Consider the following 17,823-nt stretch of genomic DNA (forward strand, 5'->3'; position numbering starts at 1 on the left):
GCGTTGGATTACTGTGCAAACGCTACGGGTGAACAGGATATGGGGCAGGGTGTGCCGGTCGCCCGACAATACGAAGGCTACATGGCTGCCACATGTTTTCCGGGTAAACACCAGGTGAACGGGGGTGCAGCTAGAGTGAGACGAATGGTCACGACAGTTTCCCCCGCACTGGCGCGGCGGATTGCGCTCGCCGCGCAGGGCTTCGGCGCGCGACCTGGAGCGGCCGTCGGCATCCGTCAGCTCACGGGTCTGGTGAATCGACTCGAGCTGCTGCAGATCGACTCGGTCAACGTGTTCGAGCGCAGCCACTACCTGCCGGCCTTCAGCCGACTCGGCGCCTATGACAAGGCCCAGCTTGATCGGTTGACCACGGGTCGCGAGGCCCGCTTCACCGAGTATTGGGCAAACGAGGCCTCCTTTCTACCGGTCGATGTCTGGCCGCTGTTCCACTGGCGCATGCAGAACTATCGCGACCGTTCAGCGCGCACGCCCGACGACTGGTCGAACGCCAACCGGCCGATGCTCGATTGGCTCCTGGCCGAGCTCGCCGCCAACGGCCCGATGCGGGCCAGCGCAATCGAACACGACGCCAACAAGCGGAGCGGGCCCTGGTGGGGGTGGTCCGAGGTGAAGACCGGGCTGGAAATTCTGTTCCGCTGGGGTGATGTGGTCAGTGCCGGGCGCATCCGTTTTGAGCGGGTCTATGCCCTGCCAGAGCAGGTCTTCTCCCCCGAGCTGCTCGGCACTGAAATTTCTGAAGCGGATGCCCACCGCGAGTTGGTGCGCCGCTCGGCGCGCGCGCACGGGATCGGCACCGTGAAGGACTTCGCCGACTACTTTCGGCTGAAGTCGGCGCCGGCACTCTCAGCCATCCTTGAGTTGGAGGAGGCCGGCGAGTTACTCCCGGTGGAGGTTGCGGGCTGGGGCGCGCGCGCCTGGCTGCACCGCGACGCCCGGCTGCCGCGGGCCATGGACGCGCAGGCGGTCTTGTCGCCGTTCGACCCGGTGGTCTGGGAGCGTGCCCGCGCCCTGCGGCTGTTCAATTTTCACTACCGCATCGAGATCTACACGCCGCAATCAAAGCGCGTGTTCGGCTACTACTCACTGCCGATTCTGCTGGGCGACATGATCGTCGGCCGGGTCGATCTGAAGAACGACCGGCAGGCCGGCGTGCTCCGGGTGCAGTCGGCCTGGGCTGAGCCGGCGGCGCCGACGGATACCGCGGGTCGGCTCGCGCAGGTACTGCGGGAAGCCGCGCTCTGGCAGGGACTTGAGGAGGTCGTCGTCGCGCCGCGGGGAAACCTGGCTGGGGGTCTGGCCGCCGAACTGCGGTAGATCTCGCCGCCGGGTTACGCCCCGATGTGCGGGAAAACTAAATCAGAACTTGCTGCCCATGGCGGTCAGGCGCTCTATGCGGTCGGCGATCGGCGGGTGCGTCGCGAACAGCTTGCCCATGGCGCCCTTCTTTAGCGGGTCCGAGATCCAGAGGTGGGCCATCGAGCTGTTCTGCTTCTGCATGGGGCGACCGTATTCGCCCAGTTTGGCCAGGGCAGAGGCGAGCGCATCCGGGTGGCGCGTCGTCAACGCGCTGGTGGCATCCGCTAAATATTCGCGCTGGCGAGAGATGGCGAGCTGCACGACGGTCGCGATGAGCGGGGCCACGATCATGGCCACGAGCCCGAAGACCATGACGACGGGGTTGCCGTTGCTGTTGTTGCTGCGACCGAAGAACGCCATGCGCAGGAACATGTCGGAAATGAAGCCGATCGCGACAACGAGGCCGAACACGACCATCGACACGCGAATGTCGTAATTGCGCACGTGGCCGATCTCGTGGGCCATGACGCCTTCAAGTTCGGAGTCGTCCATGATGTCGAGCAGGCCGGTGGTGGCGGCGACGATCGCGTGCTGGGGGTCGCGACCGGTGGCGAAAGCGTTCGGCGCCGGATCATTGATGATGTAGACCTCGGGCATCGGTGTGCCGGTCGTGATCGACAGGTTCTCCACGATGCGCCAGAGGCGCGGGTGGTCGGCCTTGCTGTTGACCCTGATGCCGCCGCTCATCGAGATGGCCTGGCGACCGGCGGCGTAGTACTGAATGATCACGTAGAGCGCCGTGATGACGACGGTGGCGATGAGGATGCCGTAGCCGCCGGCACCATAGACGGCGTTGGCCAGCCAGCCGAGCCCCGCAATGATCACGAAAAACAGGATCATAATGAAAACGGTGTTGCGTTTGTTCTTAGCTATCGCGCTGTACATCTGCTAAGTCCCGTTAGAACTGCACGCGGGGCGGCTCCGCAATCGCTGCGGAATCGGCCACCTCAAAGAACTCGCGCTCGGTGAATCCGAGGTTAACGGCGAACAAGTGGTTCGGGAACACCTTGATCTTGGTGTTCATTTCGCGCACGCCACCGTTGTAGAAACGACGCGCGGCCTGGATCTTGTCTTCGGTGTCGACGAGTTCGCCCTGCAACTGCAGGTAGTTCTGGCTGGCCTGCAGCTGCGGGTACGCCTCGGCGACGGCAAAGATGCTCTTCAGCGCGGTCTGCATGTGATTCTCAGCAGCGGATGCGTCGGCCGGGCCTTGGGCAGACAGCGTCTCGGCCCGAGCCTTGGTCACGTTTTCAAACACGTTCTTCTCGTGTGCTGCGTAGCCCTTGACCGTTTCGATCAGGTTGGGCAGCAGGTCAGCACGACGCTTAAGCATCACCGTGATGTCGCTCCACGCTTCGTCGACGCGCACATTGAGCGTCACGAGCGAGTTGTAGGTCGACCACAGGTAGATACCAGCGATGGCGACGAGTGCGACAACGATCAGAACCGGGATGAGCCATTCCATGGCAGCGTCTCCTTGCAAATTGGCTTTCTAGGGTGGCACGGAGACATGAACTAGCGACAACGACCCCCGTGCGTACCTGCCAATACTAACCGCGACCCCGGAGGCTCCCACCCGCTTCCCATCACACTCCAAGCAACCTCAAGGCGTGCGGGGATTTCCCAAGGCGGCAGGGAGAGCGCGGTCAGCCGGGCTCTTCGACGTCGACCAACACCTCGTTGCGACGCAGAAACCACGGTTTGAACGGCGGGTCGAATCGGGCGAATCTCGGTGACCCCAGGGCGGTGAGCCCGGCGGCGGCGAGCGCCGCGCGCAACTCCTCGACATGCTGTTCGTAACGAGTCTCACGCCAGCGGCCACCGAACCGCAGTGCAGCGACCAGTGCGGACGGTACCGTTCTCAGTTGCACTTTGGGGTCGGTGGGTTGCGGCGCCGTTTGCGCCGTCAGCTCCTCGGGCAGCACGAAAGCAACCTGGAACTGCGCACTGCCCACTCGATTTGACGGGTGCGTCACAGGCTGTTGCAGCACGGGCGCGGTCATCGCGATCTTTTCTACCGCACCGGTCTGCACCACTGGCGCGGTCATGGCCACCTTCCGGCGGGACTGGTTTGCCCCGCTGATGTAGGCAAACAGGTATCCGAAAGCACGGTTGCCGGCGTCTTCGAAAGGGCCATCCGTGGTGACTTCGGCCAAGAGATGGGCTGGGTATCGGCGAAGTTCGAAATCGTCGTAGGAGTGCAAAACGTGGTAGGGCTGCTGCTTGGTCACGCCCCGAAATTACTGCAGGTGGCTGGGTACCCGCTTTCAACGTGAAGCACCGCGGAATCGCCCATTGTGGGCTTGACAGGAAATGTGCAGCGGCGGAGAGTTCGGACATGGTGAACACATCCGCCCCCGCGGTAGACGTGACCGATTTACACGTGCGACGGGGAAAGCATCCGGTGCTGCGTGGGCTTACCGTCACTGTTCCCCGCGGAGTCGTGGTGGGGCTGCTCGGCCCGAGCGGATGCGGCAAAACCACGCTCCTGAGAGCGATCGTCGGCGTGCAGGTGGTGCAGTCCGGCACAGTCACGGTGCTCGGCCTGCCAGCTGGCGCCGCCCCGCTTCGGCACCGCGTGGGCTATGTGACACAGGATGCGAGCGTCTACGACGACCTCACCGTGCGGCAGAATCTGCACTATTTTCGCGCCGTGCTCGGTGCCCCGCGCCGGGACGTCGACCGGGTGTTGGCCCTGACCGATCTCACGGCACAGGCCAGCCAGCTCGTCGGATCGCTCTCCGGCGGACAGCGCAGCCGGGTCTCGCTGGCCGGAGCGCTGCTCGGCTCTCCCGATCTGCTCGTGCTCGACGAACCGATCGTCGGACTCGACCCCGTGCTGCGGGTCGAGCTGTGGACACTGTTCCATCAACTCGCCGCCGTCGGAACGAGTCTGCTGGTCTCCAGCCACGTGATGGACGAGGCCAACCGGTGCGACCGGTTGCTGCTCATGCGGGACGGCGAGATTCTGGCCGATGACACTCCGGCGGGGCTGCTCGCCGCGACCGGAACCAGCGATACCGAGGGGGCGTTTCTGGCGCTGATCGCGCAGCATCCGCTCGGCGAAGCCACTGGGAGCGTCTCATGACGCCGCAACGCACCCTCGCGACGGCCGGCCGGGTGCTCAGCCAGGTGCGACATGACCCGCGCACGATCGTGCTGCTACTCGTGGTGCCGAGCCTGCTGATCGGGCTGCTGGCCTGGATTTTCTCGGACACTCCCGTGTTCGCCACGATCGGACCGGGCATGATCGCCCTGTTTCCGTTCATCGTGATGTTTCTCGTGACCAGCATCACAACCCTGCGCGAACGCCGCACCGGCACGCTCGAGCGGCTACTGTCGATGCCGCTCGGCAAGGGCGACCTGATTCTCGGCTATACGCTCGCGTTCGGGCTGCTCGCCGTGGCCCAATCGGCCGTCGCGGTCGGGTTTGCGGTGTGGGTGTGCGGGCTCGAGATCAGCGGATCGATCTGGTTGTTGCTCGCGGTCGCGGTGGCCGATGCGGTGCTCGGCACGTCCCTCGGCCTGCTGGCGAGCGCGTTCGCCCGAACGGAGTTTCAGGTCGTGCAGTTCATGCCGGCGCTGGTGTTTCCGCAGATTCTGCTCGGCGGCATTTTTCTGCCGCGCGAGCAGCTCCCCGATGTGCTGCGAATGATCAGCGACTGGTTGCCGCTGTCGCACGCGATCGATGCGCTGCAGGCGGTCGCGGCCGATTCGCAGGACGCCGCCTATGTCGGCGGGGAAGTGCTCATCATCGGAGCGTGGGTTGTGGGCGCCGTCGTGCTCGGGTCGGTGACGCTGCGGCGGCGCACGCCGTAGTTGGCCGCCTCAGCGATTGGTCAGCGCATGTTGCAGCCAACGGTAGCTCGACTTGGGCGTGCGCGTGCGGCGGTCGTCGGCGAAGTCGACGTGTACCAGACCGGTCGGCTGGGTGTAGCCGTCATCCCACTCGAATCCGTCGAGCAGCGACCAGAACGCCACACCGGCGAGGTCGACGGCAGCGGCCGGGGCTCCGGTCGCGGTGGCGTCGAGGGCGGCCACGAGGTGTTCGGCCAGATAGTCGATGCGGGCGGGATCGTGCACCTGGTGGCGGGCATCCGCCTGGTCCCAGAAGGCGCCGCCGGCTAGTGAGAGGTAGACGGGGGGCAGGTCGGGGTAGCGTTCGGCCAGTTCGGAGAGCGCCACGGCGAGGTACCCGGGAGCGTTAACGTCGCCGGTGGAGGTCGTGGGGTGTTCGCGGAACGGCTCGAGGTGGAATGGCCATGAGGTGACGGGGATCGGCTGGCCGTCGGGGGTCTTCAGCACCGTCGCACCGGCGGCGATTCGGGCCGGCCCCGTGTAGCTCAGCCCGTAGAAGTCGAGCGGCTGCTGGATCGTGCGCAGGTCGGCGGGGTCTGCTTCGAGCAGGGTGCGTAGTTCGACCGCGAATGGTTCGAGCGGGTCTGGATAGTGGCCGAGCAGCACCGGGTCGGCGAACAGGCGGTTCTGCAGCAGGTCGTAGAGGACCGCATAGGAGCGGTCCTGATCGCGGTCGGTCGCTGATTGCACCGGGGTGTGGGAGTTGACCAGACCGATGCGTCCGCGCACGTCGGCGGCGCGCAGGCCCTGCACGGCAAGACCGTGCGCGAGCAGCTGATGGTGCGCGGTGGGTAGCGCGTCGAAAAGCAGGGTGCGACCGGGTGCGTGGGTGCCGAGCGCGTAGCCCCTGGTGGTGACCGTGGCTGGCTCATTGAGGGTGACCCAGGCGTCGATGCGGTCACCGAACGCCTCCCCCACGGCATGGGCGTAGTCGGCGAAACGGCCGGCGGTGTCGCGGTTCAGCCAGCCGCCCCGCAGGGCAGCCGGCAGATCCCAGTGCGAGAGAGTGGCGGTAGAACGGATGCCGTCGGCCAGCAACGCATCCAGCAACCGATCGTAGAACGCGAGTCCGTTGCGGTTGAGGGGGCCGCGGCCCTCGGGCTGCAACCTGGTCCAGCCCAGCGAGAAGCGGTAGGCATCGACGCCGAGGTCGCGCAGAATGGCGGCATCCGCTTCGTAATTCTTGATGTGGTCAGCCGAAACGGAGGCGTTCGAGCCATCGCGGATGCGTCCGGATCTTTGACTGAAGGAATCCCAGACGCTGTCGCCACGGCCGCCGTCGCGAGCGGCTCCTTCGATCTGAAAGGCGGACGTGGCGACGGCCACCTCGAACCCGGTCGGCAGGCCATCGCCGAGCTCGCCGGCGCGGTGTTCCCAGTCCCGGGCAGCGACGGCGCGTGTGGAGGCGGGGGTGCGGGGCGTGGGATTCATCAGGGTGCGGCTCTCTTCGGCGGTCTCATGCTGGGCATCCGCTTCGTATAAAGGGTGTCATGTTTACCGGCGGGCGGCGACAGCGAGAAGAATTCCCTCGGTTTGTTACATTCTGCGGGCGCGGGAGGTTGACTTTACCGCCCTCTGCCCATCAAATTGGGGCAGGGGGTGAGTCATGTCCGAATCGACTCGGGTCGAAGCATCGGGCGCAACGGCGCGTCCGCGACGCTCCCGCAGCTTAGCGGCCGTCGTCGCCCTTCTGCTCGGGTGTGCGATCGTCCTCGCCGGGCCCATGCTGGCGACGGCACAGGCAGAGGAAGCCGTAGTGACCTCGACGATTCAGGACGACCCCGTGGAAGCAACGCCGGAGCCGAGCCAGGACGTGAACCTGCAATCCACAGCGCAATCCACGGCGCAATCGACACCGGAATCGACACCGGAATCGACCGCACCGGCCACTGAAGAACCCATCCCGAATACCACGACCGATCCCACAGTGGCGACGAGGCCGCTGATCGAGAGCCCTGGAAACGGACAGTTCATCGGCAGTAACCGCACCACCGTGTCGGGGTCGAAAGCCGCTGGCCAAAGGATTCAGCTGTTATCGCCGCGCGGCGAGGACGCCCAATGCATCTTCCCCCCAGAAGGTGTGTCGCTGGATGAAGATACATCGACCTCCTGGAGCTGCAGCAACCTCTACCTGCAGAACGGTCCGACGATCAAAGTGCGCGTCGTTGTAGCCGGCGATTCCACACTGAGCGACGAAATCACGGTTGCCGTTCTGGGCGCACCGACCGTGCTGGGCGGTCGCACCGGCTCCGAGTCCGACGGCTGGGTGCGCGGAACCGGGCATCCCCAAGCCACCGTGACGGCATCCCTGGAGAACGGCGACTCGTGCTCCAGCGACGTCGACAACTCGGGTGCCTGGGCGTGCCTGTTTGCGGGCACGCTTGCGAGCGGAAGTCTGGAGGTGACAGCGAGCCAGCGTTCGACCTTCAGCAGCCCGTCGTCGTCCAATTCGAGCGACCCGATCAGGATTGTGTTCGACTTGCAAGCCCCCGCTGCTCCCGTTGTCACGACTCCTCGCGAGGGCGCCCAGGTGCCCGTCGCGGGAACCGAATACACCGGCACCGGCGAGACCGGCGCAACCGTCACCGTGTTCGCCGGCGCCTACTCGGTCTGCACCGCCGAGGTAACCGCCGGGGCGTGGACCTGCTTCGCCGGGGGCGTGGCTGCGGGTTCGTACTCCGTCATCGCCGTGCAGCAGGATTCCGCCGGCAATGTCGGACCGGGCAGCACCCCCGTGACGGTCCGCTATGCCGCTCCGAGCACCGCCACACCGACACCGACGCCGACCCAGTCCGCCTCGGAGACGCCAGCGGTCACGCCGGCTCCGAGCGCATCGGCTTCGCCGTCGCCCGACGGTGCGGTTGGCATACCGGGTGACACAGCGGAGCCGACGCCTTCCGCGGCGCCCCAAACGCAGGAACCAGCACCGGAAGCCGCTGCGGAGGAGTCGGCGGACGACTCGGCGGGGGCATCCACTTTCACCGGCCGGTGGGATGACCCGACCCGCTTCGCACTGCCGATCGGGCCAAGCGGCACCAGTTCGCCATTCCCCTGGTTGCAGGCCGGGCTGCTCGCCCTGGGCTCCCTGGTGCTGATCGCTCTGCCGCTGCGGATGCTCGCGGGCACCATCTCCCGTATGCGCGGCGGCCGTCCGCTCTGGTCAGGGCCAACCCTGGCGGGTCGCAATCGGGTGCGCGAAGAGTACGAGGTGGCACCGACCGTGCGACTCAATCGGTGGCTGCGCGGTGGCGCCGCGCTCGTCGCCGCCGCAACCTTCGTCATGCTGTCCGGACCGGTGGTGGATCAGCCGGCCTACCTGCGCCTCCTGGTCGCGGTGACTATCGGGCTGGTCTTGGTCAACGGGGTCGCCATTCTGGTGCCGCTGTGGTGGAGTTCCCGCGTGCTGGAGCTGCGCGGGGCGGTCAGGTTTCTGCCGCGCTACCTGTTGCTGATCGCGGCCGCGGCGACCGCCTCGCGCGTCTTCGACGTGCACCCGGCCCTGCTGTTCGGCCTGCTCGGCAGCGTGAGCCTGTTAGCCAAAGCGGATGCTGGTAGCGCGCAACCGACGCCGGCGCAGCGCGGCCAGCTTGCGGCAGTGCGGGTCGGCGCCCTCTCCCTGTTTGCCGTGCTCGCCTGGTCACTCGGAGCACTTCTGCCCGCCGCCAATGATTTCACGACCTCGCTCGTGGCGGAGACGGTCAACACGATCGTGCTCGCTTCAGTCGGCTCGGCCGTGCTCATCCTGGTGCCGATCGGTCACACCAGTGGGCGCAGCATTCTCGCCTGGTCACCGCCGATCTGGACCGGCCTGACCGTGGTCGCCTATGGAATTTTGTTCGCCGCGCTGGCCCCGGCGATCGATCAGCTGCAGAGCAGCGGCTCTGGCACGGTGTTGTGGATCGTCGCCGCGAGCTTCGCGGCCCTGTGCGCGAGCGGCTGGGTCTGGCAGCGCTTCGTCGCTCCCGCGCAACGCTGACCCGGCGGAGGCAGTATCGTACAAATGTGCGCCTTGGAGTCCTCGATGTCGGTTCGAATACCGTCCACCTGTTAGTTGTCGACGCGCACGAAGGCGCCCCGCCGGTGCCGATGGCCTCCGACAAGAGCGTTCTGCGCCTCATGCGGTACATCACGCCAGAGGGTGCCATCAACGACGAGGGTGTCGCGGCGGTGCTCTCTGCGGTGCAGCATGCAGCGGATGTTGCCCAGCAGCACAGCATCGACGAGTTGTTGCCGTTCGCCACCTCGGCCCTGCGCGACGCGACCAACGGTCCGGAACTGCTCGACCGGGTCGAACGGGAAACCGGTGTCGCCCTGCAGGTGCTGTCGGGCGAGGACGAAGCCCGGCTGACCTTCCTGGCCGTGCGGCGCTGGTATGGCTGGTCGGCCGGCAACATTCTGCTGTTCGACATCGGCGGTGGATCGCTCGAGATCGCGGCCGGCGGGGCTGAGTTTCCCGAGGTAGCGCTGTCGCTGCCGCTCGGCGCCGGGCGCAGCACGATCGGTTTTCTGCACCACGATCCTCCCCTGCCGGAGGAGGTGTCTGCGCTGCGCAGGCATGCGGCATCCGTTTTGCGCGATGCGGTCGGTGCCTTTGCGCGGCTGCCGGCACCGCACCACATCGTCGGGTCGTCGAAGGCGATTCGATCACTGGCCCGACTGGCCGGAACCACCTCGGACGGCGTCGGCGCCGCCGATCGCTTGCGGTTGGGTCGCGCGGAGCTCGATGACTGGGTGCCGCGTCTCGCGCGTATTCCTGCCGAAGCCCGCCCGGCGCTGCCCGGTATCACCGCCGACCGCACCTTTCAGATCGTGGCCGGCGGCATCGTGCTCGGCGCGGCAATGGCCGCGTTCGGGGCGGCGGAACTTGAAGTGTCACCGTGGGCGCTGCGCGAGGGTGTCATCCTGCGCTATCTCGACCGACTGAGGTAGCATTTTCGCTCACCGACCCTGGAGCGATTCGCATGCGAAAACTGACCGCCGGCTTGTTCATGTCCCTGGATGGCGTCGTGGAGTCGCCGAACCTGTGGCAATTCGACAGCTTCGACGAGGAGCTGGGCGTTGAAATGACGGCCATGATCACCCGGGTCGACACCGTATTGCTCGGCCGGGTGGGCTACGAACAGTGGGCCGGTTACTGGCCGAACGCCGAACACGACGACCCGTTCGGGGCGTTCATCAATCCCGTAGAGAAGTTTGTCGCGTCGCGTACTCTCAATGGTGACCTGGCCTGGCAGAATTCCACGCTCATTCCGGGTGATCTGAACGAGTTTGTGACCAACCTGAAGAACACCGAGGGCGGTGAAATCTCGGTGGTCGGCGGTATTTCGCTCGTGCGGCAGCTGCTCTTTGCCGGTCTGCTCGACTCACTGACCGTTATGACGCACCCTGTGATCGCAGGCGTAGGGCGTCACCTGTTCGAGCCGACCGACCCGGTCACCCGGCTGACGCTGCAGACATCTTTATTGACGAGCAGGGGAAACGCCCTTCTCACCTACGGCCTGCGCACCGACTGAAGGGACACCAGCATGACTTCATTGCCGACACCGATCGACCGGCCCGAGCTTTTTCAGAGCCCTGCCTTCGCGCAGGGCATGATCGCCCCGGCCGGGCGCACCCTGTACGTCGGCGGGCAGAACGGAACAGACGGCACCGGCGCCCTGGCCGACGGGCTCGGCGCGCAAACCGAACAGGCGCTCCGCAACGTGCTAGCCGTGCTCGCTGAGGCCGGAAGCGGGCCGGAGTATGTGGTCAAGCAGACGATCTATCTCGCGACCGGAATCGACCCCGGGGAGGCCTATGCCGCCACCGCTGCGGCGTGGGGCAACCGCCGTACCGCGGTCACGGTGCTCGCGGTCACCCCGGCACGGGTGGGCGCTTTCGCGGAGATCGAGGCCGTTGCTGCGGTCCCTGCCGGCTGACGCACGGACTGTCACGTTGTTTTGGTGTGGTGCCCCCCATTTGGACTTGAGACCATTTGGGAGGCCAATGGCCACCCGCGAGCAGGCCACTTCCGCATAAAATCAACGTTTTTTGGTCACTTGGGTAGTGGTACAACCACGTCATTTTCCTACCTTTGTGGGCAATGTGTGCGCAAAATGTGGGCAAGTCCGAGGGCATTTTTCGGTGCGTTTGCTTGGGTGCATCAGGACATCTCTGACGGTCATCGGGACATTCCTGACAGGAAATAGATGACGGTGTGACGCGTCCACGGCGGCGTCAATTCCCAATGTCCTCCCGAAGTTCAAGGCTCACGATCGGACGCTCGGTCAGGGTGCGCAGGAACGGGTCCGTGCTGGCGGCCTCCCACGCGGCCATGCTGACTATTCGCACGTTCACCTCGCGCCCCAGGCTGGTGCCCGCGAGGCGTGCCGCTTCATTGACCGCACCACGGGGCGGGTTGCCGACAAGGAGTACATCGATATCTGCCGGAGCGTCCCCCGGCTCCCCCGCACGGCGGGCGGCCCAGGAACCATAAATGAATGCCTGATCGATTCCGGATATCCCTGACAAATTCTGAGGTATCACCACAGCCGGCCCGTACGTCAGGGCAAGCAGCTCCGCGAGGGGCCGAAAGGCCGGCGTATCAGCGCGCACTCGCACCTCGACAGACTGACCGCGCTTCTCCGTGCTGGCAAGTCCCATCTGGACGATGCGAGAGACTTCCCGGTGAGCGCTCGCATACGGCGACTTAGCGGCGCGCGCAAGTTCCGCAATCGTAAATGACCGATCCGCATTCAGAAACAGCCGTGCGAGAATTTCTCCCTGCGCATCTGACCGGAAGAGCGGGCTCAGCGCTGGCGCCTGTATGTTCACATACGCGATAATACTATCGGCTATGTGGATAAACAAGCCGGGAGCGTTGGCATGGGCACTCGGCACAACAACGCATGCTGGAGTTTGTGCCGCAACAGAGTCTTGGGTGTTTCGTAAGTGGAACCCCATGCGGGAATCCTGATCCGATTCGCCACGGCATATCCAGGAGCGTCGTGCGGCGTCTGGAGTACGGCATTGATCTATGCCGTCGGCGCCATCCCCGCCGCGATGGCCTGCAGGGCGGCGATGTGGATTTTCATGGCCGCGGACCCAGCCGGTGTCGCAGTCAGCCAGGTACGCGGCCGGTTGCCCACGTATCCCTTGCGCACCACCAGATAGCCCGCCGTCTTTAGCGTGCTGATCGCTTTACTCAAGGCTGAGTCGTCGGTTTCCAGTAGATCGCGAAGGGAAGAGAAGTCAATTTCAACATCTGACCGCAGAGCGGCCATCACCGAGAAGCGCAGCGGTGTGAGCAAGGCATCGTCTAGATCGTGCCGAGGGTGGCCGGCCATTCAAGCTTCCCGGATTAAGGCGGGCCTGAACGACGCAACTACCAACGGAGCTGCAACGCAGATACCACCAACGAAGCCAACGATGGTGAGATCCCAGTCCGTGCGGGCAAGCACGGCGGCGAGGGCATTCATCAGGAGAAAAGTACAACCAAAGGCGATCCACTGGACGCGGCCCCACTTTTGGGCGAGACGAGATAAACCCCAACGACTATCTCGCGTGGACATAATCGCAAGAATCAGCGCCGCGCTGGCTATGGACCAAGCAATGGACGAGGACAACCCTGCTGCTGCGCCGAGCACTCCTAGCCAGGTCCCGAGCACAAGTGTCACCACACGGGCGGTCACGCTCAACGGCGCCAGCAATGTGGCGGCCGAGCGGCGAACACCGGCTTCCCGGGCCCGCAGAGCAGACCGGAGCGCCAAGGTACTAAGCGGCAAAACGGCAAGTGCAACGATCCCGACCAGAATTGGCAACGAGATCTCACCGGGAAATAAGGAAAGCAAGAGAAGCACTACCAGCGCGAGCGCAGACGCAGTCGAGACCCGCCGTCCGTGACGGCGAGTCTCTCGAGTATGCTCCGCGGGCAGCTGATCGCGTAGTCCTATCTCGAGCATGGACGCTACAAAAAAAGGAACCAGGAGCAAATGAATAATGTTGAGCCTGGGTATTTCGATGCCGGGACTCACGGCCCAACCTTCGGCCGCCACGCTCGCACTACTCAAGATCAACGTCAGGGCGCAAGTGAGGGTTGCCATAGCCATCCATGCTTCAGCAACGGCTCGAGTGCGCGCGTCGATGGCCTCCCCAACCCGGACACCAACGTGATCCCCGGCTTTCAGCAATGATCGAGCATGAGCCGTGGCTCCGGAAACTGTCATCCCATCGCGAGTGTCTTCAGATTGATCGCTCATCTTGTATCCCCAACTGGTCAAGGCCCAATCCATTACTGTCAATATAACATATAGTTTCCATCTTGCAAGTGATGGGGCGGTGTCGCTGATTCTGTGTAAAGCAGCGCGCTGCGGCGCTCTTTCTGACATGAGGGCTGCGCACATAGCCGACCGCCGAACGAGGACGTCCTCGCCCCCGGCCGTGTCAGCCGTAGCCGCGCCGGTGGTCCGGTTGGCGGTCTGGCCAGCGCTGTCGAGCGTCGAGAGCAGGAGTGGGTACCGCCGTTAGCGTCCGAGCAGCCGGGACCAGAAGGAGCCAGTCGATTTTTCTTTCACGTGCCCGGCGCATTGTTGGTTGCGTGGCACACCGCGCATGACCTGATCAATGTGCTGACCGCAGCCCGCCCACGTTGTCTTTTGGCACACTTTGCACGTTACGGCACGACACATAAGGATCTCCATTCAATTCGGTGAACTAATCATAAAATAATACACCAGGGGGTATTCTGGCCGGGTGGTGACAGGACGGGCCGCCTGTGAGCCTGCTGCGAAGCGGTTTCGCGGGGGCGCGAGGTTTAGCGGGTGGCGATACTGGCGCGCACGTCGTCCATGTTGAGGTTCTCGACGCCGGTAATGAGCTCTTCCAGGCTGGCCGCGTTCAGGGCGCCTGCTTGGGAAAAGACGAGTACGGAGTCCCGAAACGCCATCAGCGTGGGGATGGAACGGATGCCCGCGGCTGCGGCCAGTCCCTGTTCCGCTTCGGTGTCGACTTTTCCAAAGGTGATTGCGGGGTGTTTTTCAGACGCCGCGCTGAATGTTGGGGCGAAACTGCGACACGGGCCGCACCACTCGGCCCAAAAATCAACCAACACGATGGGACTCTGGGCAATGGTCGCGTCAAAGGTGGTCTCGGTGAGATCCGTAATAGACATACACGCAGACGATACCCTTAGGGGTATCTTGCATACCGTGCGGGGTATGTGTGAGACTGGGGCACATACCCACTACACGCCCCAATTCGTGTCGGCGTGGTGAGCCCCGACCTTTGGAGGCCACGATGATTTTGACCCAGTACTACCTCAACTGCCTGTCTCATGGCTCGTACCTCGTCGGTGATCCGACGAGCGGTCAAGCCGTCGTCGTGGACCCCCGCCGCGACATCGACGAATACCTCGCCGATGCGCAGGCGAATAACCTGACCATCATCGGCGTGATCAACACGCACTTCCACGCCGACTTCGTCGCCGGTCACCTCGAGCTGGCCGCAGCCACTGGCGCCTGGATCGGCTACGGCACCCGCGCCGAGACCGAGTATGAGATCCGTCACCTCGTCAATGGCGAGAAGATCTCGCTCGGCGAGGTGGAACTAGAAATTCTCGACACCCCCGGGCACACCTGGGAGTCCATCAGCATCGTCGTTCGTGAACACGCCAGCGATGCCGTGCCCCATGCCGTCCTCACCGGCGATACCCTCTTCATCGGTGACGTGGGCCGTCCCGACCTGGCCGCATCCGTCGGCGCCGATCCCGACCAACTGGCCAGCGCCCTGTACGCGTCGATCCACACGACGCTTCTCGCCTTGCCCGATACGGTGCGTGTTCTCCCCGCCCACGGCGCTGGTTCCGCCTGCGGTAAGAACCTCTCCGACGAGCTCGAATCCACCATGGGCAACCAGCGCCTGACGAACGCGTCTGTGCAGCCGATGAGTGAAGACGACTTCGTGACGATGATCCGCAGCGGTCAGCCCGCAATCCCCGGCTATTTCGCCGTCGACGCGATGATCAACCGTAGCGCGCACGACATCATAGGTTCCACCAGCGAACTGGCACCGCTGAATCTGACGGATGTTCGCGCATCCGTTGAGCGCGGGACCCGCGTTCTCGACACCCGCAGCCCCGAAGACTTCGCCCTCGGGCACTTGGCCGGGTCCATTAACGTGGGGCTGGACGGACGCTTCTCCGAGACGGCCGGAATGGTCATCGAACACGACGACAGCATCGTGATCATCGCCGATTCCGGCCGCGAAGCCGAGGCCGGAATGCGGCTGGCCCGCATCGGCTTCGACTGCGTTGCCGGATATCTGACAAACCCGGCGCAGGCGTTCACCGACCTCGGCCCGCTGGTGCAGGTCGGTGCGCGGGTCGAGCTTTACGACTTCGAGGCTCTTCGCCGGGACACCGCCGCAACGATCCTCGACGTACGCAATCCCGGCGAGGTCGAGCAGGGCGCGATCCCGGGCTCCCTGCGCATTCCTCTGGCCGAGCTGAGCCAGCGCCACGCCGAAGTGCCCGCCGGACCCGTGATCATCCACTGTGCCAGTGGCTGGCGTTCGAGCGTCGCCGCGAGTGCGCTGCGGGGCCTTGGCCATTCGGACGTCACCGACCTCATCGGCGGCTATACCGCATGGGCTGCCCAATATTCAGTGAAAGCCTGATGGAGATGACCCGCGGCTGAACACCTAACCAACGTTGGCTTCACGGCAGACACGATCGCCAGCGGCCTGCCTCAGTGGCAGGCCTCCGGGCTGCCAGGCATTGTTCCGCTCCCGCACCAAACTGAAACGGATTTACTATCTCTGACACCACGCACACCGTCAACCCCTCCCCGTCACCAATTGGGGCAGACGAATTCCATCAGTGGGTTCTCCATCATGAAGACCTGATGATCATCGATGTGAGGGATGGCTCGGAGTTTGAAACCCGGCATATCCGGGGTTCGTATCACGTGCCGCTCCACCTGCTCAAAGAACACGCTGAAGAGTTTGCGGCGCAGCTGGCCCCCCGGGTTGTGCTGGTGTGCCAGTCGGGTCGACGCGCGGAAGAAGCGCGAAAGAATCTTGACGCAGCTGGCCTGAGTGGTGCTCGCGTGTTGACCGGTGGTGTGGCGAGCTATGCCGCCGCCGGCGGCGATATTACCAGCGGTCGCTCCACTTGGGCCATGGATCGACAGGTACGCATGACGGCCGGATCCCTAGTGATGGCGAGCGTGCTGGCGGGAAGGTTCATCCATCCGCAGTTCCGTCTTCTCGCCGGCGTCATCGGTGCCGGCCTCACGGTATCGGCCGCCACCAACAGTTGCACGCTGGGGCGAATTCTGTCCTGGATGCCCTGGAACCGCCCGGTTTCCGAACCCACGAAGAGTGACATCCTCGCTCAGCTGGCGCCGCACGCATGATCCTGGCCGCGCTGCTTCTGGGAATGATCGTGGGTGCGCTGCTCGGCCTGGTCGGCGGAGGCGGGTCAATCCTGGCCGTTCCGGCCTTGGTCTACGGTGTCGGGTTACCCCTCGAGGAGGCGATACCAACCTCGCTGATTGTCGTGGGAGCCGCGTCGGCGGTCGCCGTGCTTCCGCGACTGCGCACCGGCGTGAACTGGCGTCTGGCTGGCATCATCGGCGCCGCCGGCATTCCCACCGCCTACCTCGGCACCCTCGCAAACCGACTGATTGACCCTCAGATTCTGCTCGTCGCTTTTAGCGCGATCATGGTCATCGCCGGCGTGCGAATGTTCTTTGCCACCCCCGCCGCAACCGGCCCCTGCGCGCTGCCCGGCGGCGGAACCCGGTGGCGCAGTTGTCTGCCCCGTGCGCTGGCAACGGGCACCGTGGTCGGGTTCCTGACTGGGCTGCTCGGCGTCGGCGGCGGGTTCCTCATTGTTCCGGCACTGGCCCTCGTGCTCGGACTCCCCATGGGCGTCACGATCGGCACGTCCCTCGTGATCATCGTCATCAATTCGGTCGCCGGCTTCAGCGCCCACCTGAGCGACGTGCAGATCGACTGGGCCGTCACCAGCGCCTTCGCGGGCACCGCCATGCTTGCATCCCTCATCGCGGGCAGACTCAGCCGAAGACTCCCCGACCGCGTTCTCAAAACAAGCTTCGCGATCCTTGTGCTCTGCATCGCCGTGTACGTCGCGATTCGCGCCGTCGCTGGCTAGCTCTCGCGAATGGGATCAGGCGAGGGACAGGAAAAGTTTTTCAAGCTCATTGACACTGAGCTGCTTGGTTTCCCCATCCGCGCCGCTATCGATGAGACACTCCTTCATCGCCGACGAGATGATCGTGAACCCCGCCCGGTCAATGGCACTCGAGACAGCAGCCAGCTGGGTGACCACGGCACGACAATCAGCGCCGGACTCAACGGCTGTGATGACGGCGCCGAGTTGCCCCTGCGCGCGCTTGAGTCGATTGAGGGTCTTGCGCAGGTCGTCGCTGGCGTGGGTCGCGGGTTCGGTGATCCCCATGAGGGTGTGCTCCTGTTCGTAGGCGGATGCGAGGCTGGTTTTGTCTAAGACCAGGATACCCCTTAGGGTATCAGTATATTCAAATATGGCAGCAAGCGTTTCACGATGAAAAGTAAATGAGGGCTATTCGA

19 protein-coding genes are annotated in these 17,823 nt (G+C 64.5%); 10 read left to right on the forward strand and 9 right to left on the reverse strand.

Going from position 1 to position 17,823, the window contains the following annotated elements:
- The first annotated feature begins 144 nt into the window (after window positions 1-144).
- Window positions 145-1,335: a winged helix-turn-helix domain-containing protein gene (locus E3T41_RS13725; protein WP_134479083.1), complete on the forward strand. Its 1,191-nt coding sequence runs from the start codon at window positions 145-147 to the stop codon at window positions 1,333-1,335.
- Window positions 1,336-1,377: 42 nt separating this feature from the next.
- Here the strand turns inward: E3T41_RS13725 and E3T41_RS13730 are convergent, their stop codons facing one another.
- The 3 genes from E3T41_RS13730 to E3T41_RS13740 form a co-directional block, all read right to left on the reverse strand.
- Entirely contained in the window at window positions 1,378-2,262 is an 885-nt protein-coding gene (locus E3T41_RS13730; protein WP_134472778.1) for a M48 family metalloprotease, read from the reverse strand.
- Window positions 2,263-2,275: 13 nt separating this feature from the next.
- Window positions 2,276-2,842: a LemA family protein gene (locus E3T41_RS13735; RefSeq protein ID WP_092450401.1), complete on the reverse strand. Its 567-nt coding sequence runs from the start codon at window positions 2,840-2,842 to the stop codon at window positions 2,276-2,278.
- 181 nt (window positions 2,843-3,023) lie between these two features.
- Window positions 3,024-3,608, reverse strand: a complete 585-nt coding sequence (locus E3T41_RS13740) for a heme-binding protein (RefSeq protein ID WP_134479085.1) — start codon at window positions 3,606-3,608, stop codon at window positions 3,024-3,026.
- 107 nt (window positions 3,609-3,715) lie between these two features.
- Between E3T41_RS13740 and E3T41_RS13745 the strand changes: the two genes are divergently transcribed.
- A complete protein-coding gene (locus E3T41_RS13745) occupies window positions 3,716-4,465 on the forward strand; it encodes an ABC transporter ATP-binding protein (protein WP_134479087.1) in 750 nt (249 codons plus the stop codon).
- Window positions 4,462-5,196 carry an ABC transporter permease gene (locus tag E3T41_RS13750; RefSeq protein WP_092450407.1) on the forward strand — a complete coding sequence of 245 codons (735 nt, stop codon included), beginning with the start codon at window positions 4,462-4,464 and terminating at the stop codon, window positions 5,194-5,196. Before E3T41_RS13745 ends, E3T41_RS13750 begins: the two co-directional genes overlap by 4 nt.
- Window positions 5,197-5,205: 9 nt before the next feature.
- Here E3T41_RS13750 and E3T41_RS13755 read toward each other — a convergent pair whose 3' ends face one another.
- A complete protein-coding gene (locus E3T41_RS13755; RefSeq protein ID WP_092450409.1) occupies window positions 5,206-6,666 on the reverse strand; it encodes a glycoside hydrolase family 1 protein in 1,461 nt (486 codons plus the stop codon).
- 175 nt (window positions 6,667-6,841) lie between these two features.
- Between E3T41_RS13755 and E3T41_RS13760 the strand changes: the two genes are divergently transcribed.
- From E3T41_RS13760 to E3T41_RS13775, 4 genes are read left to right on the forward strand one after another with little or no spacing between them, the layout of a single operon-like run.
- Window positions 6,842-9,211, forward strand: a complete 2,370-nt coding sequence (locus tag E3T41_RS13760; RefSeq protein WP_134479089.1) for a hypothetical protein — start codon at window positions 6,842-6,844, stop codon at window positions 9,209-9,211.
- A gap of 26 nt (window positions 9,212-9,237) precedes the next feature.
- Entirely contained in the window at window positions 9,238-10,164 is a 927-nt protein-coding gene (locus E3T41_RS13765) for a Ppx/GppA phosphatase family protein (RefSeq protein ID WP_134479091.1), read from the forward strand.
- A gap of 32 nt (window positions 10,165-10,196) precedes the next feature.
- On the forward strand, window positions 10,197-10,748 hold the full coding sequence (locus tag E3T41_RS13770; RefSeq protein ID WP_092450415.1) for a dihydrofolate reductase family protein: 552 nt from the start codon (window positions 10,197-10,199) through the stop codon (window positions 10,746-10,748).
- Window positions 10,749-10,760: 12 nt separating this feature from the next.
- The gene (locus tag E3T41_RS13775) at window positions 10,761-11,153 is read left to right on the forward strand and encodes a RidA family protein (RefSeq protein ID WP_092450417.1); all 393 of its coding nucleotides are present in this window, start codon (window positions 10,761-10,763) and stop codon (window positions 11,151-11,153) included.
- A gap of 298 nt (window positions 11,154-11,451) precedes the next feature.
- On the opposite strand, the gene E3T41_RS13780 is transcribed toward E3T41_RS13775, so the two are convergent.
- The 4 genes from E3T41_RS13780 to trxA all read right to left on the reverse strand — a co-directional run bounded on the left by E3T41_RS13780 (window position 11,452) and on the right by trxA (window position 14,383).
- Window positions 11,452-12,084 (reverse strand): ArsR family transcriptional regulator, encoded by a 633-nt coding sequence (locus E3T41_RS13780; protein WP_166791565.1) that lies wholly within the window; start codon window positions 12,082-12,084, stop codon window positions 11,452-11,454.
- A 164-nt stretch (window positions 12,085-12,248) separates the two neighbouring features.
- Window positions 12,249-12,524, reverse strand: coding sequence for a transcriptional regulator (locus tag E3T41_RS13785; RefSeq protein WP_241991182.1), 276 nt, complete (start codon window positions 12,522-12,524; stop codon window positions 12,249-12,251).
- Window positions 12,525-12,560: 36 nt separating this feature from the next.
- On the reverse strand, window positions 12,561-13,493 hold the full coding sequence (locus E3T41_RS13790; RefSeq protein ID WP_134479094.1) for a hypothetical protein: 933 nt from the start codon (window positions 13,491-13,493) through the stop codon (window positions 12,561-12,563).
- 533 nt (window positions 13,494-14,026) lie between these two features.
- Window positions 14,027-14,383: a thioredoxin gene (gene trxA / locus E3T41_RS13795; RefSeq protein WP_134479096.1), complete on the reverse strand. Its 357-nt coding sequence runs from the start codon at window positions 14,381-14,383 to the stop codon at window positions 14,027-14,029.
- A 125-nt stretch (window positions 14,384-14,508) separates the two neighbouring features.
- Between trxA and E3T41_RS13800 the strand changes: the two genes are divergently transcribed.
- The 3 genes from E3T41_RS13800 to E3T41_RS13810 all read left to right on the forward strand — a co-directional run bounded on the left by E3T41_RS13800 (window position 14,509) and on the right by E3T41_RS13810 (window position 17,386).
- Entirely contained in the window at window positions 14,509-15,885 is a 1,377-nt protein-coding gene (locus E3T41_RS13800) for an MBL fold metallo-hydrolase (protein WP_134479098.1), read from the forward strand.
- Window positions 15,886-16,064: 179 nt separating this feature from the next.
- Complete coding sequence (locus E3T41_RS13805; RefSeq protein WP_255455289.1) at window positions 16,065-16,625, forward strand: rhodanese-like domain-containing protein; 561 nt, start codon at window positions 16,065-16,067, stop codon at window positions 16,623-16,625.
- On the forward strand, window positions 16,622-17,386 hold the full coding sequence (locus E3T41_RS13810; RefSeq protein WP_134479100.1) for a sulfite exporter TauE/SafE family protein: 765 nt from the start codon (window positions 16,622-16,624) through the stop codon (window positions 17,384-17,386). Before E3T41_RS13805 ends, E3T41_RS13810 begins: the two co-directional genes overlap by 4 nt.
- A 15-nt stretch (window positions 17,387-17,401) precedes the next feature.
- Here the strand turns inward: E3T41_RS13810 and E3T41_RS13815 are convergent, their stop codons facing one another.
- Complete coding sequence (locus E3T41_RS13815; RefSeq protein ID WP_092453080.1) at window positions 17,402-17,692, reverse strand: metal-sensitive transcriptional regulator; 291 nt, start codon at window positions 17,690-17,692, stop codon at window positions 17,402-17,404.
- Between the last annotated feature and the right edge of the window lie 131 nt (window positions 17,693-17,823).

Source organism: Cryobacterium sp. Hh38 (assembly GCF_004403235.1).
GTDB classification, from domain to species: Bacteria; Actinomycetota; Actinomycetes; order Actinomycetales; family Microbacteriaceae; genus Cryobacterium; species Cryobacterium levicorallinum.